Annotated in this window: 29 protein-coding genes; 8 read left to right on the forward strand and 21 right to left on the reverse strand. The window is 41.9% G+C overall.

All coding sequences use genetic code 11. The annotated features are described in order from the left end of the window. Positions 1-167: 167 nt before the first annotated feature. A complete protein-coding gene (locus tag MHI38_RS08925; protein WP_154887708.1) occupies positions 168-437 on the reverse strand; it encodes a hypothetical protein in 270 nt (89 codons plus the stop codon). A 109-nt stretch (positions 438-546) separates the two neighbouring features. Here MHI38_RS08925 and MHI38_RS08930 point away from each other — a divergent pair, with 109 nt between their 5' ends. Beyond that, positions 547-762 (forward strand): helix-turn-helix domain-containing protein, encoded by a 216-nt coding sequence (locus tag MHI38_RS08930; RefSeq protein ID WP_154888572.1) that lies wholly within the window; start codon positions 547-549, stop codon positions 760-762. 32 nt (positions 763-794) lie between these two features. On the opposite strand, the gene MHI38_RS08935 is transcribed toward MHI38_RS08930, so the two are convergent. The 3 genes from MHI38_RS08935 to MHI38_RS08945 are packed head-to-tail and all read right to left on the reverse strand — an operon-like array spanning position 795 to position 5,162. Beyond that, the gene (locus MHI38_RS08935) at positions 795-1,658 is read right to left on the reverse strand and encodes a hypothetical protein (protein WP_154887706.1); all 864 of its coding nucleotides are present in this window, start codon (positions 1,656-1,658) and stop codon (positions 795-797) included. A 29-nt stretch (positions 1,659-1,687) separates the two neighbouring features. Continuing rightward, on the reverse strand, positions 1,688-4,258 hold the full coding sequence (locus MHI38_RS08940) for a DEAD/DEAH box helicase (RefSeq protein ID WP_154887704.1): 2,571 nt from the start codon (positions 4,256-4,258) through the stop codon (positions 1,688-1,690). Continuing rightward, entirely contained in the window at positions 4,248-5,162 is a 915-nt protein-coding gene (locus tag MHI38_RS08945; protein WP_154887701.1) for a Hachiman antiphage defense system protein HamA, read from the reverse strand. Before MHI38_RS08945 ends, MHI38_RS08940 begins: the two co-directional genes overlap by 11 nt. A 235-nt stretch (positions 5,163-5,397) precedes the next feature. On the opposite strand from MHI38_RS08945, the gene MHI38_RS08950 reads away from it, so the two are divergent. The 3 genes from MHI38_RS08950 (at position 5,398) to MHI38_RS08960 (ending at position 8,079) form a co-directional block, all read left to right on the forward strand. Continuing rightward, positions 5,398-6,009: a TetR family transcriptional regulator gene (locus MHI38_RS08950; RefSeq protein WP_154887699.1), complete on the forward strand. Its 612-nt coding sequence runs from the start codon at positions 5,398-5,400 to the stop codon at positions 6,007-6,009. Positions 6,010-6,289: 280 nt separating this feature from the next. Then, positions 6,290-7,612: an amidohydrolase family protein gene (locus MHI38_RS08955; protein ID WP_154887697.1), complete on the forward strand. Its 1,323-nt coding sequence runs from the start codon at positions 6,290-6,292 to the stop codon at positions 7,610-7,612. A 254-nt stretch (positions 7,613-7,866) separates the two neighbouring features. Next, the gene (locus MHI38_RS08960; RefSeq protein WP_341181192.1) at positions 7,867-8,079 is read left to right on the forward strand and encodes a hypothetical protein; all 213 of its coding nucleotides are present in this window, start codon (positions 7,867-7,869) and stop codon (positions 8,077-8,079) included. 155 nt (positions 8,080-8,234) lie between these two features. On the opposite strand, the gene MHI38_RS08965 is transcribed toward MHI38_RS08960, so the two are convergent. After that, positions 8,235-8,552 carry a type II toxin-antitoxin system HicB family antitoxin gene (locus MHI38_RS08965; protein WP_341181193.1) on the reverse strand — a complete coding sequence of 106 codons (318 nt, stop codon included), beginning with the start codon at positions 8,550-8,552 and terminating at the stop codon, positions 8,235-8,237. Positions 8,553-8,685: 133 nt separating this feature from the next. On the opposite strand from MHI38_RS08965, the gene MHI38_RS08970 reads away from it, so the two are divergent. Both MHI38_RS08970 and yidD read left to right on the forward strand, forming a co-directional pair. After that, on the forward strand, positions 8,686-8,907 hold the full coding sequence (locus MHI38_RS08970) for a hypothetical protein (protein WP_090915311.1): 222 nt from the start codon (positions 8,686-8,688) through the stop codon (positions 8,905-8,907). 295 nt (positions 8,908-9,202) lie between these two features. Continuing rightward, positions 9,203-9,430: a membrane protein insertion efficiency factor YidD gene (gene yidD / locus MHI38_RS28755; RefSeq protein WP_154888570.1), complete on the forward strand. Its 228-nt coding sequence runs from the start codon at positions 9,203-9,205 to the stop codon at positions 9,428-9,430. Positions 9,431-9,764: 334 nt separating this feature from the next. Here yidD and MHI38_RS08975 read toward each other — a convergent pair whose 3' ends face one another. The 4 genes from MHI38_RS08975 to MHI38_RS08990 all read right to left on the reverse strand — a co-directional run bounded on the left by MHI38_RS08975 (position 9,765) and on the right by MHI38_RS08990 (position 12,624). Further along, complete coding sequence (locus tag MHI38_RS08975; RefSeq protein WP_341181194.1) at positions 9,765-10,358, reverse strand: YdeI/OmpD-associated family protein; 594 nt, start codon at positions 10,356-10,358, stop codon at positions 9,765-9,767. A 21-nt stretch (positions 10,359-10,379) separates the two neighbouring features. Further along, positions 10,380-10,808, reverse strand: coding sequence for a hypothetical protein (locus MHI38_RS08980; RefSeq protein ID WP_154887691.1), 429 nt, complete (start codon positions 10,806-10,808; stop codon positions 10,380-10,382). Between the two features lie 259 nt (positions 10,809-11,067). Next, positions 11,068-11,610, reverse strand: a complete 543-nt coding sequence (locus MHI38_RS08985; RefSeq protein WP_341181195.1) for a DinB family protein — start codon at positions 11,608-11,610, stop codon at positions 11,068-11,070. Between the two features lie 66 nt (positions 11,611-11,676). Beyond that, the gene (locus MHI38_RS08990) at positions 11,677-12,624 is read right to left on the reverse strand and encodes a helix-turn-helix transcriptional regulator (protein ID WP_341181196.1); all 948 of its coding nucleotides are present in this window, start codon (positions 12,622-12,624) and stop codon (positions 11,677-11,679) included. Positions 12,625-12,697: 73 nt separating this feature from the next. On the opposite strand from MHI38_RS08990, the gene MHI38_RS08995 reads away from it, so the two are divergent. Continuing rightward, positions 12,698-13,048: a hypothetical protein gene (locus MHI38_RS08995; RefSeq protein ID WP_341181197.1), complete on the forward strand. Its 351-nt coding sequence runs from the start codon at positions 12,698-12,700 to the stop codon at positions 13,046-13,048. A gap of 64 nt (positions 13,049-13,112) precedes the next feature. On the opposite strand, the gene pstB is transcribed toward MHI38_RS08995, so the two are convergent. The 6 genes from pstB to MHI38_RS09025 all read right to left on the reverse strand — a co-directional run bounded on the left by pstB (position 13,113) and on the right by MHI38_RS09025 (position 19,431). After that, complete coding sequence (pstB, locus tag MHI38_RS09000) at positions 13,113-13,868, reverse strand: phosphate ABC transporter ATP-binding protein PstB (RefSeq protein ID WP_341181198.1); 756 nt, start codon at positions 13,866-13,868, stop codon at positions 13,113-13,115. An 88-nt stretch (positions 13,869-13,956) separates the two neighbouring features. Next, a complete protein-coding gene (gene pstA / locus MHI38_RS09005) occupies positions 13,957-14,859 on the reverse strand; it encodes a phosphate ABC transporter permease PstA (protein WP_445667230.1) in 903 nt (300 codons plus the stop codon). A 2-nt stretch (positions 14,860-14,861) separates the two neighbouring features. Continuing rightward, positions 14,862-15,830 carry a phosphate ABC transporter permease subunit PstC gene (gene pstC / locus MHI38_RS09010; protein ID WP_154887679.1) on the reverse strand — a complete coding sequence of 323 codons (969 nt, stop codon included), beginning with the start codon at positions 15,828-15,830 and terminating at the stop codon, positions 14,862-14,864. 122 nt (positions 15,831-15,952) lie between these two features. After that, a complete protein-coding gene (locus MHI38_RS09015; RefSeq protein ID WP_090915333.1) occupies positions 15,953-16,816 on the reverse strand; it encodes a phosphate ABC transporter substrate-binding protein in 864 nt (287 codons plus the stop codon). Between the two features lie 57 nt (positions 16,817-16,873). Further along, entirely contained in the window at positions 16,874-18,274 is a 1,401-nt protein-coding gene (locus MHI38_RS09020; protein WP_261769217.1) for a stalk domain-containing protein, read from the reverse strand. A gap of 329 nt (positions 18,275-18,603) precedes the next feature. Next, positions 18,604-19,431, reverse strand: coding sequence for a TIM barrel protein (locus MHI38_RS09025; RefSeq protein WP_154887677.1), 828 nt, complete (start codon positions 19,429-19,431; stop codon positions 18,604-18,606). A 144-nt stretch (positions 19,432-19,575) separates the two neighbouring features. Here MHI38_RS09025 and MHI38_RS09030 point away from each other — a divergent pair, with 144 nt between their 5' ends. Next, positions 19,576-20,277: a DUF6199 family natural product biosynthesis protein gene (locus tag MHI38_RS09030; RefSeq protein ID WP_341181200.1), complete on the forward strand. Its 702-nt coding sequence runs from the start codon at positions 19,576-19,578 to the stop codon at positions 20,275-20,277. Between the two features lie 147 nt (positions 20,278-20,424). On the opposite strand, the gene MHI38_RS09035 is transcribed toward MHI38_RS09030, so the two are convergent. From MHI38_RS09035 to MHI38_RS09060, 6 genes are all read right to left on the reverse strand, one after another. Next, entirely contained in the window at positions 20,425-21,243 is an 819-nt protein-coding gene (locus MHI38_RS09035; RefSeq protein ID WP_090915340.1) for a purine-nucleoside phosphorylase, read from the reverse strand. A gap of 140 nt (positions 21,244-21,383) precedes the next feature. Beyond that, complete coding sequence (locus tag MHI38_RS09040; protein WP_341181201.1) at positions 21,384-21,791, reverse strand: hypothetical protein; 408 nt, start codon at positions 21,789-21,791, stop codon at positions 21,384-21,386. Positions 21,792-21,802: 11 nt separating this feature from the next. Next, on the reverse strand, positions 21,803-21,973 hold the full coding sequence (locus tag MHI38_RS09045; RefSeq protein ID WP_186809601.1) for a hypothetical protein: 171 nt from the start codon (positions 21,971-21,973) through the stop codon (positions 21,803-21,805). A gap of 270 nt (positions 21,974-22,243) precedes the next feature. Then, positions 22,244-23,146, reverse strand: a complete 903-nt coding sequence (locus MHI38_RS09050; protein WP_090915344.1) for a carbohydrate ABC transporter permease — start codon at positions 23,144-23,146, stop codon at positions 22,244-22,246. A gap of 13 nt (positions 23,147-23,159) precedes the next feature. Then, on the reverse strand, positions 23,160-24,059 hold the full coding sequence (locus tag MHI38_RS09055) for an ABC transporter permease (protein ID WP_090915693.1): 900 nt from the start codon (positions 24,057-24,059) through the stop codon (positions 23,160-23,162). Positions 24,060-24,243: 184 nt separating this feature from the next. Beyond that, on the reverse strand, positions 24,244-25,902 hold the full coding sequence (locus MHI38_RS09060) for an ABC transporter substrate-binding protein (protein ID WP_154887671.1): 1,659 nt from the start codon (positions 25,900-25,902) through the stop codon (positions 24,244-24,246). Between the last annotated feature and the right edge of the window lie 81 nt (positions 25,903-25,983).

Here is a 25,983-nt window from a genome sequence, read left to right on the forward strand (position 1 = left end):
ATAAAGAAAAATGATTAGTTAATAATCAGGTTTGCGTTGGAAGTCTCCATGCCTACGTCCATTGAAATGCTTATATGGGGGAATGATTTGGGAGCCCTTAAAAAGATTAAAAGGACAGTCAAGATCATCCCTAGAATGATCCTGTACTGTCCCTTTCGTTCATACGGTTATGTAGACTGGCTCATGTGATGGGCCAAGATGCTCTTCTCCAGCCTGACTTCAAATAACTTGCGGTTCAAATCCTGTTCCATCGCGTGAAGGTGATATGCCGCCTGTTTCACCGTATCCATATGCAGCACCCCTGCCCGCTTCGCGATAATGTCCATAGCATCCAGAATGAGTTTGTTACACGTGACCAGTTGATCGACGTAATCGTCTTCTTGTTTTACGAGTTGTGCGTACTGCGAAGCCATATCTTCGCTGTAGGTACTTGTCATGTCACCACTCCTAAAATTGGTACGCATAAGAGTACCAGATATACAAAAAGTATATGGTACGCTCATGCGTAACGTCAAGACCATATGGGAATTTTAGGAGTGATTTATGATGGCGAAAAAGGTTGTTATCAACATTCACAAACTCACAGAGAAACATAATATTTCACTACGGGAGTTAGCACGTTTGGCCGATATCCGCCACGCTGCGTTAAGTGAGTTACAGTCTGGGAAACGTGAGAATATCAATTTTGCTCATATTGAGCGGATTGCGGAAGCGTTGGATATTGATGATATTAGAGAAATTATTGAGATTCATGATATATAAATCTAATCAACTGTATACATTCCTATTCTAAATCAATCGTCCTCAGTATAAACCATTGTTTCAATATTTCTTCCAGCACTAAAATTTTCTTTAAGAATTTTTTTAATTTGTGAGTAGGAAAGATTCTTCATATAGATTGCAATGTAAAGGTCCTCTAACCATGAATAGATTATTTTATTTGACCATTCTCTTGCTATTAGTAATATAGATACAATTCCACCTGTTAGATACAAAGAAAATAAAATGGTCTTTTTATATTCAAAGAAAAAGTCACTTAACATAAAACACAATAAATAATAGATCAACACTGATGTTGGAAGTAAATTATAATACACAATAGCAAAAGAGTATTTCTTACTACTCTCCTTTGCTTCATTTGGAACAGGTATCTTGTAATTAGTATAGTTATTAAAAAGTGGAATTAGACAATTTATTAAGGTCATAAAAGCTAATTTGATTACTAGTATATTGGGTAGCGCCAAAAACCAAAGTTTGTGACTAAAAAAGAACATAATTACACTACTAGATATAAGTAGTAAGATCCATAAAATATTAAAAATAAAGGTTGTAATATAAATTGGTTTCATATATTGTCGTTCAAGTTTACTAAGCTCACCAAAAATATTCTTTTCAACCAAATTCCTTCTAAAAATCCGATTTATCAAATCAAATCCTAGTACAACAATATTTAAAAAAACTGTACATGAGATTAGTAATACATAATATTGGTCAAATGTTGGTTTAGAGCTGGGAGTAGTATTAATAAACCAAATTAAAGAACCAGTAAGAAAAAATACAAGTGTACTCATTTTAAAAGTTGAATTATTCATTTTACTTAAATATGCATTTTTACATTCTTTCACGAAATTTATCAATTCATCTTTTTCTTCTCTCAAAAACACCCCACCTTTATATACATTTACGGTTAGAGTAACATCATCACTTCGTCGTATTCTGGAGATCCACTTACTAATTGGTTGGTTAGCTTCTTTCTATCTATTGAGATCAATTTGCCATCCTTAATATCAAATGCATCTTTATAATTTTTAAGCAGAATTGAAGAAACATGACGAGAAAACCCCATATTTTGCAAATAGATTGCAACCGTATCTCTAGTCCCATATTCAAGAAAAATATTCCAGTTTGTACCTGCTTTAGTTTCACCAAGCACTGCTACCAAAAGAGCATGATAGTTATTGAAGTATTTCTCCAACTTATATCTCACAACATTTTCAATATCCGATATCAGGTTATTAATTATTTTATTAATATGTCGCTTACTTTTATTGTATGGCTCAAATACTGGAGTATTGTTCTCATAAAACATTAAATTTCTGTTATTCGTTTCATAAAAATGCAATGCTGAATTAATCATCTCACTTAAACTTTGTCCATTAATCCATTGGTTAACTAGAAGGGCATAATATTTCAATGAATTTTTGTTAGCTATATCGTTTTTACTTTCGTTTATTCCCCAGTTGTATTTATCATGTAACAGTTCTAAGGCAGCAATACAGTTGTTGTAATTAATTTCACTTGGAAGTTGAATTTTTTCTTCATATGATTGAGATCTAACTATAAATTCGTAGACATTATTTTGTTGCCTAACCATAATCGATTGATTATTGTTTAACACTTCGAAGGGCACCGTTAGATCCTTTATACTCTCTTGGGCTTTAGAAAGCACATCCATTTTCCCATCTTTATACAATTTGTTAATAACCGGACTTTTATATTCATCATTTTGTTCCAATGAATCAATGCTTATAATGTTGGCTATATATTTAAGCACTTCTTTTTCTGCTTCTGGAGAGTCAATTTGTTTTTCTGACAATAGTTGCTCTATATTCTTTTGATTCTTATCTAATTGATGAGTAACATTCACTTGCAAGTTGGTAGTTGATGTACCATCTAAAACCTTTAAATTTTTCCAATCTTTATTTTCTTCCCTAATACAGAATACGTTACCAAACAACTCGTAATTTAACCTTCCAGCTCTACCAGCTAAGTTCCAAAAATCAATTTTCGACATTATTGATTTATGTTTTTTATTATTTAAAATAAATATATTCTTAGCTGGCAAATTCACCCCTTCTAACAATGTGGAAGTACAGAATAAATACTTTATCTTACCTTCCTTAAAGAGTTTCTCCACTTTATTTCTGATAACTTGTGGCAAATTTCCAAAATGAAATGCTACTCCAAATTCTAAACACTCAGCTAGATAATAATCGCTATGAATCATCTTTCTGATTTCCAAAATCAAATTATCCAATTGAGCATTCCTATTTTTCTGTGAATCTATGGTGCTTTTTTTCAAATAATCGACGAAAGCTTTTGCTTTATTAATTGTATTTTCAACTGAATTACAATAAATAACATTTGATGTTGATTTACCAATAAAGTAAATGATTTCGTTTGATGTTGAATACTTATCAACAGAAATATCATCGAAATTGTATTTTGTACCATCATTATAGTAACTAACTCTCCCTAGTAGCAGATCTACAAAGAAAAGATTCTGCGTAACAGGAGATTCTATTGTGCTAAAAGTTTTTCTACTAGATTTTTGAAATAATTCCAAAAACACCTCTGGATTGGAGACATTTGGCGAAGCAAAGTAAACTTTCAACTCTTTATATTTCTTTAAGCTTTTCTCTATTGATAGATACATTGTAATACTTCTGTAGTCTTTTTCAGCAGCTAACTTATGTGCTTCATCTACAAACAAGTAATTTATAACGGGGTTTTCTTTATTAGATATGTAGCTTAGTAGTCTTTCTGGTGTCATTACAAAAATGTATCGTTTTGAAAGTTCTTCTTGATTATTATCATTAACAGTAGAGTTAGTTATAACTTTGTAATCAAAATCTTCTAACAAGTTTTTTAACTCACCTTTAATTTCAAACGAAAATTGATTTATTAATGCTCTAGTAGGTACCACTACCACAAAATTCCCTAGATCTCCTCCAATTATTTTTTCACGTATGAAGGTCTTGAATATAAACGATTTGCCCATTGATGTAGGCCCAGAAAAACTATAAAAGTTCGAGTCCTTTAATCGTTCAAACAACTCATATTGTGAATCAGTAAAATATTGATCCTCAGCACCTGGAATCCTCTGTATCTCTTTTTTCACAACTTTTTCTATCTCCCTTACAAAAGGAAGTTCTACAATATGTTGCAAATTTTTAATAGCTGGGAAATTACCTAATTTGCTCAATATTGCGGTCGAATATGTTTTAAAGATAGGGTTATCTTTATAAGCTGGACTTAAAGATGCAACTATCCTATAAGCAATATTCCTATTACTATTAGAAGTAGAGTTTGATAGTATGTCACTAAACCTTAATAAGTGAACTAATTGCTTTTCATCTATAGGAGAAGGGTCATCAATTAATAATTCTGTCGATACGATATTTTTCAATAATATTTTATATAACTGATTAAAATAATCATCTAATAATACATCTTTAGAGAGATCATCAAAAATCATTGTTGGCCTCCATTAAGTTTTTTATAATTCTCTTTCTAGTATCGCTTATTTCGACAAATGGGAACGCATAAACATAAAATGATATCCCATGTAAGTTATACTCCTTAATTTTCTTTTGTATATAACTATATTGACTTTCTACCTCAGCTTTTATTTTTGATCGTATCAACTTTCTAAACTCTGAATTACTTAATTTTCGGGACTCTTCATCAATAGAAACCTCAAATCCCACAAAGATACCAAATGCGTTATCCTTAAATATTTCTTCTTCTCTAGCACTTGGGAATATGATCTTTTTTAAAATTTCATATAAATTTGGTGAAATACTCTCTCTTTCCAAATGTGTATTTAGTAATTTTATTTCATCATGAATATTATTTGTACCTCTATTCATAAAATCATTTATGGAACCAAATGCGTCATACAGTGCTCTTTGTAGGGATTTTTCAAGTTTAGATTCGCCAAATATCAATTGATAGTTATTATGATCTATCTGTAAAATATGAACTCCATCAGATCCTTTTACATAGTCATTAGGAGATGTTTTCAGCTCCATTTTCGTGAAAATTTTTGGTGCGCGTAAATGAGACTCTAAGAAACAGTAGAGTAAAACCTCACCTAGCTCTCCATCGTTATGTTCCCACTTTCTCAATTTTTGAATTGCTTTAACATATACCCCTCTATTATTTTTATATACTTCTAATTCCTTTCTAGACAAACAATATGTCACTACACAATCAAACAATTTGTCCACCAATTCTGAATAAACAAATGCATTATTCTCAATTTTTAAAGTATGGAGATTCACCTTCGTATTCAAACCATCTAAATCAAAATTTTTAATTTCATGATAGAACAAGTCCAAAAAGTTATCGTCTACATAAGGATTAAATTCGTTAAGCAATTTATTTACCTCCACAGTGCCTCTGTAGGAATTTGATAAAATAGTCCTATTTTCAAAACAACTCACTCACAACATTCGCCAATTATACCTAAAACCCCTCCTATATACCCATTTTATTATTAAAATTACTTTTTTGAAGTATTTTTTCTATACTTACTCTCCCCATTTGACACCCTCTCCAAAAAGGTCTATCCTAATAACGAATCATCCATTCACTATTAAGGAGTCGTTCCCGATGGTGCAGGCCAAGAAAGACGAAGTCAGGAAAGAGATTGAATACGCGGCGCTTAAGGTCTTTTTTGAGAAGGGTTATGCGGATGCCAAGATGAACGATATTGCGAATGAGATCAATATATCGGTTGGCAATATCTATACCTATTTCAGGAATAAGAAGGAACTATTCTACGCCGTTGTTCCGCCGAATTTGGTGGAATATCTGAAAAAGGTACTGGTGGAGACGATTCATTTTGATAACCAGAACGCATTTGAGGAAACGAACAGCGAGCAGCGATCTGTCCTACTGCAGGAACAGGTAGATGTTCTGCGGAAGTATCGGAATCAGATCATCATTATTTTTGAAAAGAACAAAGGCACCATCTACACCAACGCCAAGAACGAGCTGGTTGAGCTGATGATTGAAACGAAGAAAGCCTATCTCAAAAATCAATACAAACACTATGAGATCGGCACCGAGGAGAACCTGATTCTGCTGAACATTCTGGCACATAACGTCATTGACATGAATCTGGATTTATTGAAACGAGACATGAGCGAGGACAGCCGCAAGCAGATTTTTGAAGCGTTGTATATATACCGACTTTACGGCATGAAAAGCTTGAATGAATAAGGAATAGTGCTTGAACGCTACAAAGTAAAAGTCCACTTTTACCATAGATCACTACTCGTCGCCAAGCGTGCAGATCAGTTGTACTTTCCCCTGATTTGCACGCAAAAATTAAGCATAGGCAAGCCAATCTATTTTTTTAACCCAAAAATGAATTATTAATTCACTTTTAGAACACCAGAATACTTTGCACAGAGAAACCAAATAACACAGAACCGTATCACTCGACTGATTCAACAAGTAACATCATGTAACACCACCCACACCCAAGGAGGAACACACCATGAACACCGCTTATGCTTTAAAAAATGTCAACCTGATCCATGGCGACTCCAGCCGCCATCTGCAGCCCAACATGACGATTCTCGTCAACGAACAGGGAAGTATTGAAAACATCGCCCCAGATCAGGAACTGCATATCCCCAGTCACTATACAACAATCGACCTTACCGGGAAATATGTGATGCCAGGGCTGATCAACGCACATGTGCATCTATTCGCCGATGGTAAACCGCTCACCCTCTCCGTCAGTGAAGGATTGCTGAATTTTGCCTATCATCGGATTTTGAATACCCGATTCGGTCGAAATATTTTGAAGAAACGCATGAAACGTAACGCACTTACCGCACTCCATTCGGGGGTAACAACCATGCGCAGTGTGGGCGAATTCTTTTATACCGATGTGCAGATGCGGGATGAGATTAACCGTGGGGAGTGGGTCGGTCCGAATCTGCTGGTGTCAGGATTTTTCCTGAGTGTGACAGGTGGACATGGTGCTCCTTACTTGGCGCTGGAGGGTGACTCACCTTGGGAAATGCGCAAAAATACACGAATTAATGTGAAGAACGGTGTGGACTGGATCAAAATCTGTGTGACGGGCGGCGTAACGGATGCCAAGATGGTTGGGGAAGCTGGACGACTGCAGATGACGGTGGACGAGGTCGCGGCGGTCTGCGATGAAGCACATAAGATTGGAATGAAGGTTGCCGCTCATGTGGAGAGCACGGAAGGTGTGCGCGTTGCGCTTCAAGGGGGCGTGGATACGATTGAGCATGGGGCTGAGATGGATGACGAGATTATTCAGTTGTATAAAAATAACCCCAAGGCTCTTCATGGTTACACCGCAGTGATCCCTACCCTGCAAGCCGCTTATCCATCCGCTTCGCTCGATCCAAGTGTGACCAAGTTAAGTCCGACGGTCAAAGAAAACGCCAGACTGGTCTACGACTCCATGCTCAAAGGGGTGAAACAGGCCATCGACAACGGCATCACTTTTGGAATCGGAAACGATGCAGCCATGTCCTACGTGACCCACTACGATATGTGGAGAGAGATGGATCATTATATGAGACAGACCAAACTGACCAATAAAGAGGTCATTGACATGGTCACCCGTAACAATGCCAAAATTCTCGGGATCGACAAAGTGACGGGTACGTTGGATATCGGCAAACAGGCCGACTTGATTGTCCTGGATCAAAATCCGCTAGAACAGATCGAAGCTTTATCCAACATGTCGCTGGTTATGGTCAAAGGTAATCTGATTCAGAATCCATCCGTCACACGCATCAAAGAGGTAGATGAGGTTCTTAATGCCGTGTGGTGAGCCAACAATGGAGTAGATTTTCTTCTTTAACTGCAAAACATATACTCTCATTGAACTAGCAATAACATAAATCTTCTAACGATGAATTGCTTCTTAGTTCTTTTCATTCTTAAAATCCGCTTAATATATTACTGAAGTTTAGTTTTGCACCGGTTCAATGATATCGAAGACTTATATATAAAAAATTGTATTATGTTACAATTATCCATATAAAGAGGGAATTTAAAATAATATTTTGAAGAAAGGAAAATGATATGCCACTAGTTGTACGAGGAGTACCTGAGCTCATTATTTTTCTAATGATAATGGCCGCCAACTATCTAATCATCTATTTTGTTGTTAGCTCTGTTCTTAATAATTCAGGTTTAAAATCAAAAATTGATCATTTACAAAATGAGGTTTTGGATCTAAAAAGAACTTTAAATGAGAACAAAAAAAAACTTTCTGATGATACTAACAAAAATTAATTACAACACAACTACTAGAGTTGCTAAGTTATTATTTAATCAGCCAAATACCGTGTGGTAAGGCCAGCGTTACTTAGTAAGAAGAATTAAGTCAGAGTTAGAGTAGAATGGGTGAAAATCAAGCTCTTCCCTTGCGTCCTGTACAGTCCATGTCTTTAGTAATGAATATTTACTTCAATTAAATATGCTTTATCATTAGGGTTTGATAACTGAGGCATGGTCTGAGGAGGCGGGAGTTTTTCCACGGTTTTTCCACGGTTTTTCCACGGTTTTTCCACGGTTTTTCCACGGTTTTTCCACGGTTTTTCCACGGTTTCTCCATCCAGATATAGTTCTAGCGCATCTTTTGCCATGATCAATGCTTCTTCGAGGGTATGACCGTAGGTAAGGCAACCTGGCAGATCAGGGAACGAGACGTTAATTCCGTCGTCTGCAAAGTTAAGAATGGCGTAATATTTGTAGGTTCGAATCATATGAGAATATCTCCTTTTATCAACAGACTGCTATGACAGGATGGATAAGTTCTAATCGACAGTTCACCTGTATTCATAGTAAAATAATGGAATGCCCATTGTTATATTTCACATTAGAAAAGGATGAATTCAGATGAGAGAGTACACTGTAGTACCAGGCCCCAAAAATGTTCAAGTGAATCGAGGGGATACCCAAGCCGCTGTCAATTTATTTGCGGATATTATTAATCACAAAGCAGAGTCAGGATGGATCTACCAATCCATGGAGTCCCTTGCGGTTACCGAAAAACCCGGTTGTCTCCAACAACCCGTAACAACACACCATTACATGCTAATATTCTACAGAGAAGTATAATAAGCGTGCAAGATTCATGAAAAGCTCAGCATCCGAGGAACCTATTTACAATACGATGCCATCCGAAGAAGAACTAATAAAACTCTTACATAGACATCAAGAGAATAATGACCCTCGAAGCCATTTTTATGTTAGAACTCATGTGATCCCGGAAGTGAATTGGTTAAATGTTATTGGCAAGGTTACCCTATCATTATGTATTTCTTTGCTGGTATCGTTAATCTTTTTTTATAGCTCCAAGCCGTTCATTCCAGCGTATGCTTCAATGAGTGTCCCATTGGTTTTTGCAGCAAGCATGTTCTTCATCGTTCTGATTCGAGCCAGAGCCATTCTAGTCTGGATTATCCATATCTATCAACGATTCGCTCCTTTAGAGTTGCGGGACAAATGTCGTTATGAGCCCAGTTGTTCCATGTATATGATTCAAGCCATTGAGAAGTATGGAACTGTCAAGGGCCTTTCACTGGGTATTAAGCGCCTTCGGAGATGTAATATCACAGGCGGGGGATATGATTATCCTTAACAAGGTGTAGTTTGTAGAATCGTGTAAAATAATCATGTGTTTCTATCAAAAGTACTAACAAAACAAAAAAGGCTATTCCTATACGTCATGCAGACGACAGGAGATAGCCTTTTATTGTTTCAAAAATTCTAACGATCACAGAAGACGCTATTTGCCCCTTTTCGAGCAGTTGTGAATTCTAACGATCCGTACGGAGGTTAGTTTGACGAGATTCGGCCTTTTTCAAGACTTGAAACCTAGCTTGGCTTAAATAGCGTTCCTGAGGATCGTTAGAATTTTATCACGCGAGAAATCTGCCAAATAAGCTCCGTGGAGATCGTTAGCGCTTGGAGCATCAGTCATTCAACCCTTTTCTCTCCATAATAGGCTGCATACATTTTTCAATGCGAGCTGTCTTGGTCTTGGATTGTTTTGGCTGTGAAAAGTGATACAGATACGCCCGCTGACGACCAGGGGTTAGTGCTTCGAATGCCTCCTTGAAGGCAGGATTGGCATCGAATTGGTGCTGGAGTTCGTCAGGAACCGCATATTCCTCTGTTTTCTTTTTCTCTACTTGCAATCCGGCTTGCTCGACTTCAATTGCCTCCTGAATATACGATTTCAGCATGTCTTCCTGCTCTACAATCTGCTGCAAATTAGTAAAACGAATCTGACGACCCGCTTGCACATTTTCCGTTTGTTGAACCAAGAGGCCATGGGTGTCCTTGAGCAAAGCTCCTTTAATAAAGAGGATCGCACAGTACTCCTTAAAGCCATGAATCAGCACCACATTCTTCCCGTTCAACGTGTAGCATGGATGCATCCATTTGTAATCTTCGGTCAGGTCGAACTCCTGAATAATCTCCCTTAACTTCACGGATTCTTCTTTCCACGTTTTGATTTTGCTTAAATATTCATCTACTTTGGGATTGGTATTTGGGACTACCACAGGTATCTTCCTCTCGTCTGCTTAATCACGACTAATTAGTCCTCGTACACTTAAATCAACAAGCACATACCATAAAAATGTAACAAGAAGCTCACTTTCCTCTGAAGCATACTCATGGCAATGATCAATAATTACAATCCACTTAGCCCCAGCAGTCCGTAAATCAAACTCATTATCATAAGATAACATGTTTATTAATGAACCCACGGTGAATAGGGGAAATACATCTTTCTCTGCTACTCTTCTTCCTCCATTATAAATAACAGTCCAACTGTCATAATGTTCCTCGATCTCTTCTACAACATACATCTCATCATTGTAAGGAGTAATAATAAAAAAAGGGTCTCCTACCCTTATACTATATCTAACAGACCGTAACACACTTCTTACCTCATGAGACTCATAGTCAAAAACATCATCAACCGTTAATATATCCCGATCATACTGCATAAACTGACAACTCCTTTGAAGTATTACTACTTCATTCGACAACGCTTAACTATCCCCTTCTTTAGATGTCACATCCTGCCATTGAGCTCTTTATTGTGATTTGGATTCAATCTAGCTTGATCTATAGCGCACAAAAAGAGCTCATAAAACAATTTATGAGCCATTTCTTTTCATACTGTTTAGAAAAATTGCAAATGTATAAAGCCTTCTCCGTTAAAGTGTACATAGATGGTTAGACTTATATAATTGACTATTCGATTTACATTACCAGATTCATTTTCAACCGATCCAGCTGTAAAAAATGATGTTTGTAGTGCATCTCGATCAAGTGGAACCACTCATGAGCATTTAACGCTCCAAGACGGGGGTGAAGCACTTTGGAGCCTGTGTCCGCTTCTTCTAAAGCAAGAAGAGTTGCTGTAGCTCGCATCCGATCCACAACCTGCTGCAGTCCCTGGGCAATTTGTTCCTTACTTTCGGGTTGCAATGGTGTATATTGCGGAGAAGCTGGTACTTTAACCCGAACAGGAGGGAATTGTTCTGCCTCGAATACCTGACTGCCCAGTTCTGTTTTTTCAGCATCAAAATCTACTGTGTTCTCATTCTTGGCCAAACAATGGTCAATGTTACGCAATTGCATGAACAGCGCCGATTGAATCAAATGCATGTACATCTGCCCGATCGACCATTCCTCTTCATTCTCTTTTTGTAGTAACTCATCCATATTCAAAAGATTTAATTCTGCTACATACCTCTCTACTGTAGTCTCGAAAGATTGTAATATTTCATTTGTGCTCTTCATCCTACAAACAACTCCTCTTCATCTTGATTAATTCCAGTATAAAAAAACACTACTGACAAGGGTATGTCAGTAGTGCTTCAAGATATTTTTCGCCATCTCCCGCATACGTACACGCAGGGACTCCGGCTCCATCACTTGGATATCTCCGCCCAAACCAAGTAGATGATGCATAATTTCCTCAGGATAGCGGACACGAAAGTGGAAATGAATACCGTCCTCGTGCTCCTCCACACGGTCAATATAAAAATGAAGGGTCTCCATCATTTTGTCAGCAACTTCTGATTTTGCTTGAACAAGCACATGTTCGCTACGATCATCCGGCGGCTGATACCGATTCAGATCAAAATCTGGCGGCAGACGAAATTTCTCTTCCAGAACAGAAAGCTCCGACATGCGGGACAAACGAAAATGACGAATATCTTGCCGCAGATCACACCTTCCGATCAACACCCAATTTTCCCGCACCAAGGTAAGCCCATATGGCGACACGACACGCTGATTCGAGCGTTTCCCGTCCGAGCCCGGCATTTTTTTCAGATACATCAAGCTGATTTTGCGTTGCTCCAGAATGGCATTACGTATATCGTTAAGGTAACTTCTCACCATCCCGGTTGTATCAGGTCCCATCGGATGAAGCACACGCATCGTTTCCTGTACACGTGTGGACTGTTTGCGAACAGCTTCTGGTAGAATCGCTTCAATCTTACGCTGTGCAGACTTAGCCTGAATACCATACGCGGTATCCCATCTCTGTTCGATAAACTTCGCTCCCATGAGCAGCGACACGGCTTCCTCCGCAGTAAAACTAACCGGGGGAAGAAAGTATCCATCCATCAGAGAGTACCCATGACCCGGTGCACCTGCAATGGGCACTCCAGCCTCGCTTAATGCTTGAATGTCACGATATATTGTACGAACACTTGTCTCAAACTGAGCGGCCAGATCCTCCGCCCTGATCAGTTTTGTTCGTTGTAGTTCCAGGGTAATGGCGAGCTGTCGTTCTGTTTTATTCATGTTTCATTCCGTCCTCTACCGTTTCATCATCCTTAATTATTTATTCTATCATAAACATCCTGGAGGTCTGCAAATGAAGAAAAAACGCTGGATTACGAGTGCAATTCTTATGCTTTTCATCAGCGTACTACTTCTAAGTGAACTCGTAATGTTATCTTCCCAGAAGGTGGGCTTGATCAATACAACCTACAGATTCATCTCAGGTGCACCTCATATCAGCACGCAGGGGCAGACCTTGTCTTATCAAGGAAACTTGCACGCGGAAGACTTTCTGGACAGCATAGAACCATATTCAACAAGTGATGACGGAACAACTTTATACAAAGCGTTTGGCACCCCCGTCCCACCTCCATGGATTTATGTTAAACATGAGAACAACACCGTTTTTCGTTACAAGTACCCTCGTCTCCCCTGGAAAATGTAAATCACAAAAGAGCCTTTCAGACCATTTCTGAAAGGCTCTCGTCTACTGCTTAAGCAGCACCATCTCAACCAAATCGGCCGCTGATATAATCCTGTGTGCGCACATCGACAGGTTCGGAGAACATGCTCTTCGTAGGCGAATACTCTATAACTTCGCCGTTCAGGAAAAACACGGTCTGCTGGGAGACACGCGCGGCTTGCTGCATGTTGTGGGTGACCATCACGATGGTGTAACGCTCCTTCAGCTCATGTGTCAGTTCCTCAATCTTGAAGGTGGAGACGGGATCAAGGGAAGCCGTCGCTTCATCCATGAGTAGAATATCCGGTTCCACGGCCAGAGCACGAGCGATGCACAGGCGTTGCTGTTGTCCACCTGACAAACTAAGCGCTGAGCGCTTCAGGTTGTCCTTGACTTCATCCCAGAGAGCAGCGGAACGCAGACTGCGTTCAACGATCTCATCGAGCTTTTTTTTGCCATGAATCCCATGCTGTCTTGGTCCGAATGCAATGTTGTCATAGATGGATTTCGGAAAAGGATTCGGTGACTGGAAGACCATACCGATCTTCTTGCGCAGTGTCTCTACATGCACATCACCACTGTAAATATCCGTTCCACCAACAGCCACCGTTCCCTCAATTCGTGTGCCAGGTATCCGGTCATTCATACGATTCAGGGTGCGTAGCAAAGTAGATTTGCCGCAGCCGGATGGACCGATAAATGCCGTAATGGCGCGTTCGGGAATTTCAATAGATACTTCTTTCAGCGCCTGAAAGGTACCGTAAAATAAGTTCAGCTTATTCGTTTCAATAATCGATTGCACCATGTGCCCTCCTGGCGATGAATTGGAATATACTATTTTGCAGCGAATGCTGTAGGCCAAGGTATGCCGCACATACTTTGGCTCTACGTTACATTTGATTTTTACGAGAATTAAACCACAGTGGCACACGGAATAAAATATTGATCAGCAGCACGACAAAGATCAGTACGGCTGTGGATTTCTGGGCAATCTGCTCCGCATCGGGCACAATAGCTTCGGACTGGATATACCACAGATGCACCGCAAGCGTACCGCCTGGCGACAACAGATTGAAATCCCACATCTCGCCGGACGTGGATACACCCGCGGTCAGAATAATAACGGCACTTTCGCCAAAAGCACGGCCTGCGGTCAGACAGATGCCTGTCATGATTCCGTTCAGCGCAACAGGAAGAACCACTTGCCGAATCGTCTGCAGATGCGTTGCACCCAGTGCAAACGAACCGTTACGAAGCTCGGTTGGTACAGCACGAACAGCTTCCTCTGTTACCCGTGTCAATACAGGCAAGTTCAGGAAGGCAAGGCTGACCGCAGCTCCAAGAATTGTCAGACCGATCTCGAAATATTCGACAAACAGTGCAATCCCAAACAAACCAAAAATAATCGATGGCACGGACGACAGCCCTTCCACGCATATACGCACAACCTCGATCAATTTGTTGTTTGGTGCAAATTCTGCAAGGTAAATACCTGCTGCAAGCCCGATCGGAATCGAGATGAGAAGGGACAGAATCAGCACATAGAAAGAGTTGAACAGCGCAGGGCCAATGCCTCCGCCTTCTTCAATCTCACTCGGTACACCGTACAGGAAATCCCAGCTGAGCATCGGCAATCCTTTTTGCAACAACAGGAACAACAATCCCACAATAAATAAAATGACGATAATACCTACGCCCCACACCGTCCCCGTAAACAGCCGATCCATCCATGCCGAGGACGATCGCCGTTTGCCAAAGGAATACGCAGTAGCCAGATTAACCTCTCTTTTCATACTCACAGGTGGCGTCCCCCTCTCTTCTGCAGCATTCTCACGGCAACAATCATCAGGATGGAAATCGCCAGCAAAATAAAGCCCATCATATACAAGCCATGATTCCAGATCGAATCGAATTCCACACTGGAGATTTGCATCACAATGTTACTGGTCAGCACGGCAGTTGGCGTAAACAGACTGGTCGGCAGCTGCGCCGTGTTACCAATAACCATAACCACTGCCATCGTCTCACCAATGGCACGTGTCATGCCCAGAATAACTGCATACATAATGCCGCCTCTTGCCGCAGGAAGCACAACCCGGGTAATCGTTTGAAACCGATTCGTACCGAGTGCATACGCCGCATCCCGGTATTTGTTCGGAACAGCGGAGATGGCATCATCACTAATTCGGCTAATTGTCGGTAGCACCATAATGGTGAGCACGATAGACGCCGCAAGCAGACCATCTGCCAGATCACGTCCACTCAAGTCTCTAAGCCATGGGATCAATACCGTCAAACCAAGATAACCGTATACGACGGACGGGATACCCACCAGCAGATCCAGCACCGGACGCAACAGGCGACGAAGCCATTTTGGTGTCATTTCCGCCAAAAATACAGCAATGATTACGGATAGAGGAATCGCCATCAGCATCGTAAGTCCAGTGAGAGCAAACGTACCCAGAATAAAGGTCAACGCACCGTAGTGCTCATTTTCCGGGTCCCAGTTCGTGGAGAAAAAGAACTCCTTCAGCGAGACGTCTGCAAAAGTGAGGACACCTGTACGAAGCATAAGCACCAGAATACAGAACAGAACGAGGCAGACAAAGGCCGCACTGCTAATGCAGAGGATGCGAAACATGCGGTTAGACCACCGGAGCCGGGCTTTACGGTCAAAACGTCGTCTCTTCTCGGGCGCTTTGCCAAGGCTTGAACCCAGCTCATTCGGAGCCGGGCTGTTCGCCGGTGGATTCATTTCCATCATAGAGGACTCTTCCTTTCACATAGAGAAGCCAGCTTGGCGACCACGCGCGGAAGCTGGCTATCCCTTTCTTATGAAATGCAGGTGCAGGATGTTGAAGTCTGATTCAGATCAGACTGAACGTTTTACTTAACGGCTGCGAGCGGAATGAATTTCAGCTTTTTCAGGGAACCGTTCTGGAATTTGTTGCTTTGGATGTATTCGATGAATGCCTTCGTTGCACCCGTTGGTTGACCTTTCGTCATGTAGTATCCGATACCCCATACTTTGTATGTTTTGTTCAGCACGTTTTTCTCTGTTGGAGCTACGCCATTGATGGATACAGCTTTCATTTTGCTTGTTACGTAAGGCAGGTCGATATAACCAATCGCGTTAGGTGTCGTTTCGATCGTCGTTTTCATGTCACCGCTTGAACCTACTTCTTTGTAGTTGTCACCTTTGCTCATGAAGTCTTTACCATCGAGTGCTTTTTGTTGGAAGTTAACACGTGTACCTGATCCGAACTTACGGTTAACCACAACGATTTTACCGTCTGAACCGCCAACTTCTTTCCAGTTGGTTACTTTGCCGGAGAAGATGTCTTGCAATTGTTTCGTAGTCAGACTCGTTACACCCACGTTTGTATTTACTACCGCTGTAAACACGGTTACAGCTACCGGATGAGCAACCTGTCCGTCGAACTTTTTGAAGCCAGGAACATCCTTGGATGCATCCCAGTCTACCGCACCGATATCTGCAATGCCTTTACGAACGGATTGTGGCCCTGTCACGGAACCCGCAGCAGATGCCGAGATTTTAACTTTTGGATTGTCTTTCTTGAATTCACTTGCAGCTTGAAGCGTCAATGGAAGGAGTGCAGAAGATCCATTGATGACAATTTTGCCTTTCTCTGTGCTTTTGGCAGCCGATGCTGTCATTGCACCACCAAGTCCACCAACCAGGGATACAGCCATCAGCATGGCTGTGAAAGGTTTAATCCATTTTTTCATTGTAAAAAGCTCCTCTCGAATTTAACGTTCTATTTTAGTTTTCAGTACATTTTAGTTTTACTTCGTTACAGCTTTCCAGCTTCCATCTGCTTGCACCAGCACTCGTCCGTTCTCAACGACAGCAATCTGTGAACCCTTCACAACGATAGAAGATACATCAGAGGACACGGTGTACAACTTGGATTGTTGTCCGGTTACCGTATCGATGGAAAGAATCACGCTGTTCTTGTCATCCTGCGCAGCAAGTACGTATAAGGTACCGCCTGACAAAACTGCTTGTTCTACATCATGCTCGTTGTACACGGTGACTGGTTTCTGGGATGCATCTACAGACATCAGTGAAGCATTACCATCCTCAGAAGGTACACTTACGTAGTAAGCTTTCTGACCATCTGCAGAATAAATAAATACTTTATCATCCGTTGAAGTGGTTAACTTCACTGCCGATGGTTTGTCATCACCGTTGTTATACGAAAATAATTGCTGTTGATTCGCCGAGAAATCAATATCCACATTGTCTGCATCTACATTCGTCGAATCTGCGGTTACTTTGCCCAGAGTAGTCACGGTATAGACGAATCGTTTGCCGCTCAGTGACACATTCAAGTTTTCTTTGTAATCGACTTTATCTTCCACCAGTTTCTTGATGGTACCGTCCGCCAGATTCAAGTTCGCGATCACCGATCCTTTATCTCCTTGCAGGAAATAGATCGAACTCTCGTCCGCAGACCAGACCAGTTCCGGTTTGATGCTTGTATCATTCGTAATGAGCTTGGAAGCCTTCGTTTTCAAGTCAATAACGTATACGGCTCCTTCTGCATTCGTATAGGCTGCCTGATTGCCGCTTGGGGATACAACGAGGTCTGAACCACCTTCAGTCGTTAACAACAGCTCATATTTTCCAGTAGCCGTATTGATGAGATAATCACTTCTGCCCTCATCGTCATTTTTGGAGACAATTAGCTCATTTGCTCCGGCAAAACGCGGGTTCTCTGTACCTTCAATCAGAGCAATCGTGCTGACTTCAAGCTGACCGTTCTTCAAACCAACGGTACCGCCTACGCCTGCCACGAGCGGACGAAGTGCAACGTAGCTTACTCCTCCAATGATCGTAACCGGCTGATTCAGATTCACCTTAGCCCCGTCCACGACAAGCTGCTTGGACTTGTTCTGCAAGCTAACCGTGTGACCATTCAATTGAATCACCGTCGCTCCGTTTGCAATTTCAGCTTGTGCACCGATCGCTTGGATCACATCACGAACGGCTACAAGTGTTTCTCCATTTTTCACAATGGAACGTACAATGATACTGTTACCGTTTATGGTAAACGTGGAGTTTTTCACCTGAGCTGCACTCGTACTAGCTACAGATTTTGTTGCAGGAGCAGCCGATACTGCGTGAGCCACAGAGGTTGTTAATACTGTGGCTACCATGGACACTACTAACGTCTTCTTCATTGACATTGGCTTTTGTCACCCTTCTTTTCTCCATATAATCTTGCCTGATATTGCTGTGCCCTGCTTGGTATGTTTGCATGTATCGTCTATATGAGAGCTAGTTCGCCTCATCCCCCCAAACTATCCACGTTCATAGTAAAAATGACCTATCACGTTTGTAATTATAGGAGGGATTTGTAAACGGGAAATCTTGGAATTGTTAACGTGTTGTCAATGTTTTCATATAAACACATTCATATTGTAAAATTTTCATTACAATTCGGCTCGCCTCGTGATTGCAACACAAATAACCCATACGAATTGCATGGGTCAAAGGTTAGCGTATTTTTTTAAAGGGAAGCAAACACCCGATCAAAGCCTGCCTTTGACTTGGCAAACCGTGTCTCCACATCCAGTTCGGATGCAGGTGCAAGCACTTCCTGAGCCACAACATCGTTATAACCGATGGCCTGCAGATTTTTCAGAAAACCTGTTAGATTAATGATACCTTCTCCCGGATAAAGCCGTTCTCCGTCCTTCAATTCCTCAATAGGCAGGTCATAAGCATCATTGATGTGTACATGAACCACCTGCTCCTGCTTTAGCTTCAGTAGCTCATTCATCTCCATCCCATTCGTGTGCCAGTGATACGAATCGACGAGCAGACCCACATTGGGTGCATGTATCGTATCGATCCAGTCCAACGTATCCCCTACACGCCAAAGAAACGGATTCTTCCATTGCGTACGCAAGTGATGACATCCTACAAACTCCAGTCCGAGCCGGATACCATAAGCATCCAGAATATCAGCACAAAGTCTTAGTCGTTTGGTCGCTACAGCCATAAATAGCGCAGCAGGCTGATCGGTAGAGGGTAGAATGTAGGTACAGCACTTGTCTACGTTCAGTGCGGCAGCTGCTTCGGCCATCGCGACGAGATTCGGCAGCCCCTCTCGGAATTGTTCATCGTCTGAGCGCCATTCTACTGGAAAATCCGCTGAGCCAATGCTAACCTGATTGCTTTCCAGCAGATGCTGGGCTTGTCCTATGCCATACGTCTGTAAGAATGAGAGCGGATTCAAATCAACTGCCCCAAAACCATACCTGGCTGCATACGTGATATATTGTTCATCGGATTCCAGCTTGCCAAGTCCTGCCTTGGTCAATCCCTTAATCATCCCTTCGCCTCCTGTCAGTCCTTTTAGATGCTTATTCCATTGTATACGAAATGCCTACTCCCCAACAGAACAAACGCAACCCTTCACCAAACATTGCGTATTAAAAAGAACATTCGTTTACAGGAAAGGATTGGATATTCATCTGTGAATTCTCTATTTAAAAAACATGGGCCTACCCTCATTATGCTAGCTTGTCTTGCTGTTTTATCCATCATTGTCGGGATCAGTTCGAAATCTTATTTTACACAGCCTGTATTCTATATCCATGAACATAAATATGTTTCAGACCATGAGCATGGCACAAGGATCACCTATCTAAGCCAAGATGCAGTCCCCATTCAGGTACAAGTCGAACAGCACAAACGTATCGTTACGATTGACGAGCAGAATTATATGGTTACCCAAACCGCTTCCACACCTATTGCAACATATAATGTATTTTACCCGCAGGGGCACAAATATGAAGTCGAGCAACAACACGGCACTTTATTGAGTTATGATGAAAAAGGTCATATGGCTCCTCCGCAAAGTGACGTTCTAAACGGGGAACGCATCATTGCAGAGGGCGAGGAACAATATACACCGGTTATGCTCGTAACGGCCGCCTTCCCAGAGTACCACGAGAAACCAGGTATGTCTGCTTTTCTATTCCTCGCCATTGCGGTATTCATCTACGGATGGTGCACGTTTTATTACGAATCATTTCAGCGGGCTCTCTTCTGGATTTCTTTCCAATGGGTATGGGTGAATAATCCCGAGCCAAGTGATTTTTATTATGTTATGTGCAAAATAGGAGGCGTCCTGTGCATGCTTCTTGCCATCTGGACCGCATTTCAGGCATTTTAAAAACTTATAAGTTATAAGTCACACAAGCTGATGCAGGAATATATTCTTGCATCAGCCTCCTCTCTGCAAAAAAAACATTGCCCCACCAGAAGTTTCTGATGAGACAATGCCTGCGAATGGATTCTACTAGTATAGCGCGATGCGATGTTACATTTTTTGCAAAATACCTTTAACCAAGCCAATGAACGTTGTTTTCACTTTGGCTGCGACCTCAATCACTTCATCATGGCTGAGAGGTTGATCCAGAATACCACATGCCATGTTTGTCAGACAGGAGATTCCTAATACCTTCATGCCGCCATGAATGGCAACAATCGCTTCTGGTACAGTAGACATTCCTACAGCGTCCGCACCCATCGTGCGAATCATGCGAATCTCAGCAGGTGTTTCATAAGCTGGACCACTCCACCACGCGTATACCCCTTGTTGCAGGCTTACATTTTGCTCTTCAGCAACCTGTAGAGCGACACTACGCAATTCACGGTTGTATACTTGAGACACATCCGGGAAGCGCACGCCCAGATCAGCATTGTTTGGTCCAATCAGGGGATTGTTGCCAACCAGATTAATATGATCCGTAATCAGCATGAGCTGGCCTGGTTCGAAACCGGTGTTGACCGCACCACAAGCGTTGGTGACGATCAGTTGTTCAACGCCAAGTGCCTTCATAATGCGAACCGGGAATGTTACTTCATCTAAGGTAAAACCTTCATAGTAGTGAAGACGGCCTTTCATGGCTACAACGGTCTTCCCCATTAATTCTCCAATCACCAATTCATTAGCGTGTCCAATGGCTTCGGATTGAGCAAAATATGGAATCTCTGTATAAGGAATCACTGTTGCATTCTCAATCTCGTCCGCAAGTGCTCCCAGTCCTGAACCCAGAATCATACCTACCACTGGCTTGGAGTTGATCCGGTTTAATATGTAATCGCGTGCTTCCTGAATGTGTGCTGATTGATGCATAATAACGTCCTCCTGATAATCTGAATTGATATTACATATACCCTATTTATAAGCGTTACTTATCAAGTGTAATGAACAACGGCTCGGATGTAAATGGGTGTCCTCATTCTGTCTTCAATACACAATTCCGACAAGCTTTGTTAGGCTTTAACTCCAGACTGCAACGCGCCGAAGTAAGGCTTCAACATCGTTTCGAAAATTGCGTCTTGTTCTTCAATCTGCTCAACATACGTCCACAATAAACGTTCTTCTGTGTCGATGTTTATTACCTCAAACTCCATCTGCCGAGAGGCCCATATCGTGACCTGCCCCATAGCTCTCTCCGATTCATGAACATATCCAATGAAAGGATCGGGAGTACACTCCTTCTCATTTTCAGGACTTCCTTTTCTCTCTTCCGTAGAGATCTGGAGCACCTGCAGTTGTTCCTGTTTACGTTGCATCCAGCATCGGAATGAATCCAGCGAAAACGGTCGTGACAGCAATCCAGCACCTCCTCTCCAAAATTGTACACCAAATAGCCAATCCTCTGCCGGGACCGGCTCCATGGTACCATATGCTAATTCAGCGTATGACTCCCTCTACGTTTATACCAGTCTATCCCCATCATTAAGATAAACATCCAGAACGCAAATATCAGCGGTTTAACGACCCTTCCCTCTCCGAAAATAAAATAGGCCATTGCGAAATTTCCGATAAACGTTAACGCATTATTACGGATACTTTCCATCTTATTCAACTCCATCTTGAATTCAATTTATAACTCTTCAAGATATATCGTTTCGGCTCGATCTTCATTCCATTGAACCGCTGACTCGCAAGATTACACTGTATTATTGAAAATAATAACATATACAGCAAATGTTTGGATGTCATTTTCTTCTCATATTGCTTATACATGCGTATACCAAACAAAAAAGCCGACCTCATTTGGCCGACTTCTTTAGATTCTACTATAATTCGTTTCCTAACGATGATAACTCATCGTTGCTGCTTCTTACTATTCCTTCACACTACCCAGTTGCAATCCGTGTACAAAGTACTTTTGCAAGAACGGATACACGACCAGGATTGGCAATGCTGCAACAATAGTGATCGCTGCCCGGATCGATATCGGCGTAACCATGTTACGCGCTTGCCCCATATCAGCCCCGCTGGATACCGCAGCACTGCTGTTGGTATTCATAGAAGAGGACAGCAGTTTCATCAACTCGTACTGCAACGTACTCAGGTTTTGCTTGGATGAAGCGTACAGGAACGTATCAAACCAAGAGTTCCATTGCCCTACCGCAATGAACAACGCGACCGTTGCAAGTACAGGCTGACACAACGGTAAAATGATCGACATAAACGTTCTGAAATCGCCGGCACCATCAATCTTGGCTGACTCAATCAATCCTTCAGGCAACGTCTGGATATACGTCCGAATAACGATCATATTAAACGCACTGATCAGACCCGGAATGATGTATACCAGGAAGTTGTTAAGCAAGTGCAAATCTTTGATCAGGAAGTATGTTGGAATGAGACCTGCACTGAAATACATGGTCAATACAACGATAATCGTGATCGGTTTGCGCAGAATATAGTCTTTGCGGCTCAGCGTATATGCCAGCATGGAAGTGAGGAACAAGCTGAGAACAGTACCTAGTACAGTTCTGGCAACCGAGACCCCAAAAGCCGCGAATATGGTTCCACCCGCAAATACAGCTTTGTAGTTTTGGGTAGTCCACTCCCTCGGCAACAGATAGATTCCGCCCCGAATCGTATCGTTACCCGCATTAAAAGAAATAGCCAGTGTGTTCAAAAATGGATATAAGGTTACTACTGCAATAAAGATCATCAGCAAGCCGTTAAATGTGTGGAAGACAATCGGCTCAACTCGAGATTTGTTTATTCCCATCGATGTGTCCTCCTCATATTAATCGGTCTTCACCGAATCGTTTGGATATTGAGTTAGCCGCAAATATCAGGGTAATACTTACGACCGTTTTGAATATACCGGCTGCGGTAGCTAGTGAATAGTTACCGATCTGTAGCCCGTATTTCAAGACAAAGATGTCAATGGTCTGAGACCAGTCAACAACGACACCATTTCCAAGCAAGTACTGGACTTCGAATCCAGCTTCCAGAATCCATCCCATGTTCATAATCAACAAGATAATGACGATGGACTTGATGCCAGGCAACGTAACATACAACATTTTTTTATACCGGTTAGCTCCATCAATCTCAGCCGCTTCATAGAGTGAAGGGTCAATGGAAGTGATCGCAGCCAGATAGATGATTGCATTCCAGCCGACTTCTTTCCACACGTGTGATGCACCGACAATACCCCAGAAATACTCTGGAACGCTGAGCCACATGATCGGTTCTTTAATGAATCCCAGCTTCATCAGCACCACGTTCACAATCCCGCCATCAACCGATAACGAGCTGGCTACAATGCCCGTAACGATGATCCATGACAGGAAGTGAGGCAGATATGAGATCGTTTGAATCGTGCGCTTGTACAGCTTGTGTTTGATTTCATTCAGCAAAATCGCAAAAACAATGGCTGTCACGAAGCCAAGAATCATGTTAATTAAGCTCATCGCGATCGTATTGCGAAGCACGTTCAGAAACGCGTCGTCCGTAAGCAGAAACTTGAAGTGCTTAAGTCCGACCCACTCCTGTTGCGAGAATTTCTTCGCTGGACTGTAATTCTGGAACGCCATAACCCAGCCCCAGATCGGATAATACGAGAAAACCAAAATATAAGCGACGATGGGCAGAGACATAAACATCAGTTGTTTTTGACTGCGCAGGCGCTTCATCAGAGGCGTCTTGGTCACAACGGTTGGAGCAGATTTTTCCTGTATGGCTCCCGGCGTATTCGCCATCTTTCACTCCTCCTATCAACGTACAGCGGATTTGGGGATGAATTGCTCAGAAGGCACAAGGCATGATTTACATCCATGCACCTGACACCTTCCGAGCTAATTCAACAACCGCTTTTATTTATTTCACGGTCCAGTTCTGAATCCGCCATTGTAATTGCTCATTGATTCGGTCTTCATACGCTTTCACGTTGATTTTCTTGTAAGCGTCCACATACTCGCTCCAGATCGAATCAAATTGATCTGAATTGGACATGATCGCTCTAGGCAAGTACTTCAGCGATGTATCGGTCATTTGTTTGTTGGCTACCGAAGCATCTGAACCTTCTTTCAAGTCCACTTGCCATGCTGGATAATACACTGGGTTTTCAGGTGCAGGAGAGAAGAAATCACTCCATGTTTTGAAACCGTATGCATCCAGCAATTCTTTATCCTCTTTTTTCAACCCATCATAGAATTCTTCAGGCTGATTGGTTGCACCAATCGCGTTGCCATCCGAGAAAGTACCTTCCATTTTCGGTGCTGCACCGTAGAAACCTTCTGCTTTGTTAGCCAGTTTCCATGCCGGGTCTTCCTGCTGAAGACGTTGTTCAGGTGTACGATAGAATCTGCCTTTATCGTTAACCATGTAGTCTACGCCCTCTTCACCCCAAGACAGCAACTTTTGGTACTTTTCATCCATCAACTTATCCAGGAATTTCAGGATTGCAACAGGATCTTTAGCATCTTTACTGATACCAAAACCGTTGTTCAAGTTGATAACCGGACGATCCAGGTAGTGATCCTTGATGCTTGTGTCATATACAAGTGGGAAACCAACATACGTTTCACCAATTTTGTTCTGAGCTACGAGTGGATCTTCACCTTGCTGGAAGTTCCAGTGCTGGTCAAACATACCGACAACGCGTCCAGATGAGATTTTAGCCAGATACTGGTCATAGTTCTGAACGAAAGCTTCTTTATCAAGCAGTCCTTCATTATAGAGACTGTTCAGCTCTTTATAATATCTTTTCGAAATATCTTTATCCGCGAATACGCTTGCAACACCTTTATCATCAACCACAACCCCGCCATCATTCGGATGACCTGTCAAGTGCTCTGGCGGATTGAGCAGTGGGAAGGTTCTCCAGTCGGAAGCCAAAGTTGTGAAACCAATCGTTGGCTGTCCATCCGCTGTTGTTGGATGTTTTGCAGTATAATCACGAATCAGTTTCATATACTCATCAAGTGTTTTCGGTGTTGGATATCCGGCTTCTTTCAGTACCTGCTTTTGAATCCAGAACGCAGGACCGGAATAGTAGTTACTGATGAACTCACCCGTGTATACACCGTAGTTTGGCAACCAGTAGATATGTCCATCACTGGAATCTTTCATCCGTTCCCAGTCTTTTGCGTAATGCTTTTTGAGATTTGGAGCATGTTGCTCGATCAGATCCTCCAGTGGAATAACCGCGCCAGCCGCAACCAGTTTGGTATCTGCTGTAATCAGATCCGGGTATTCTCCACCCGCAACCATAACACCTAGCTTCTGTTGCAAGTCACCGACCAGAAACTCCATGTTTAGTTTGACACCCAGCTCATCTTCAATCTTTTTGTAGATGCGGTTATCCGCTGCCGGTGCCTGATTTGGTGTACCAATAAATGCCGAGATGTTTAATACTTCCTTACCATCGGGTGTCGTCGTTTTGGCCTCTTCTCCACTGCATCCTGCCAGTGCCAGAGTTAGTGCCAGAACAAGAGAAACGGAACCCCAAAGTTTCTTTTTCTTCAATCCCCCCATGTATTGCGCCTCCTTGGAAGTGGTTTGCCTTACTGATTTCATTATGAGGAAATGTATGCGGTTTCAAAATAAACAGATTTA

The organism is Paenibacillus sp. FSL K6-1558 (assembly GCF_038002565.1).
GTDB classification, from domain to species: domain Bacteria; phylum Bacillota; class Bacilli; order Paenibacillales; family Paenibacillaceae; genus Paenibacillus; species Paenibacillus polysaccharolyticus.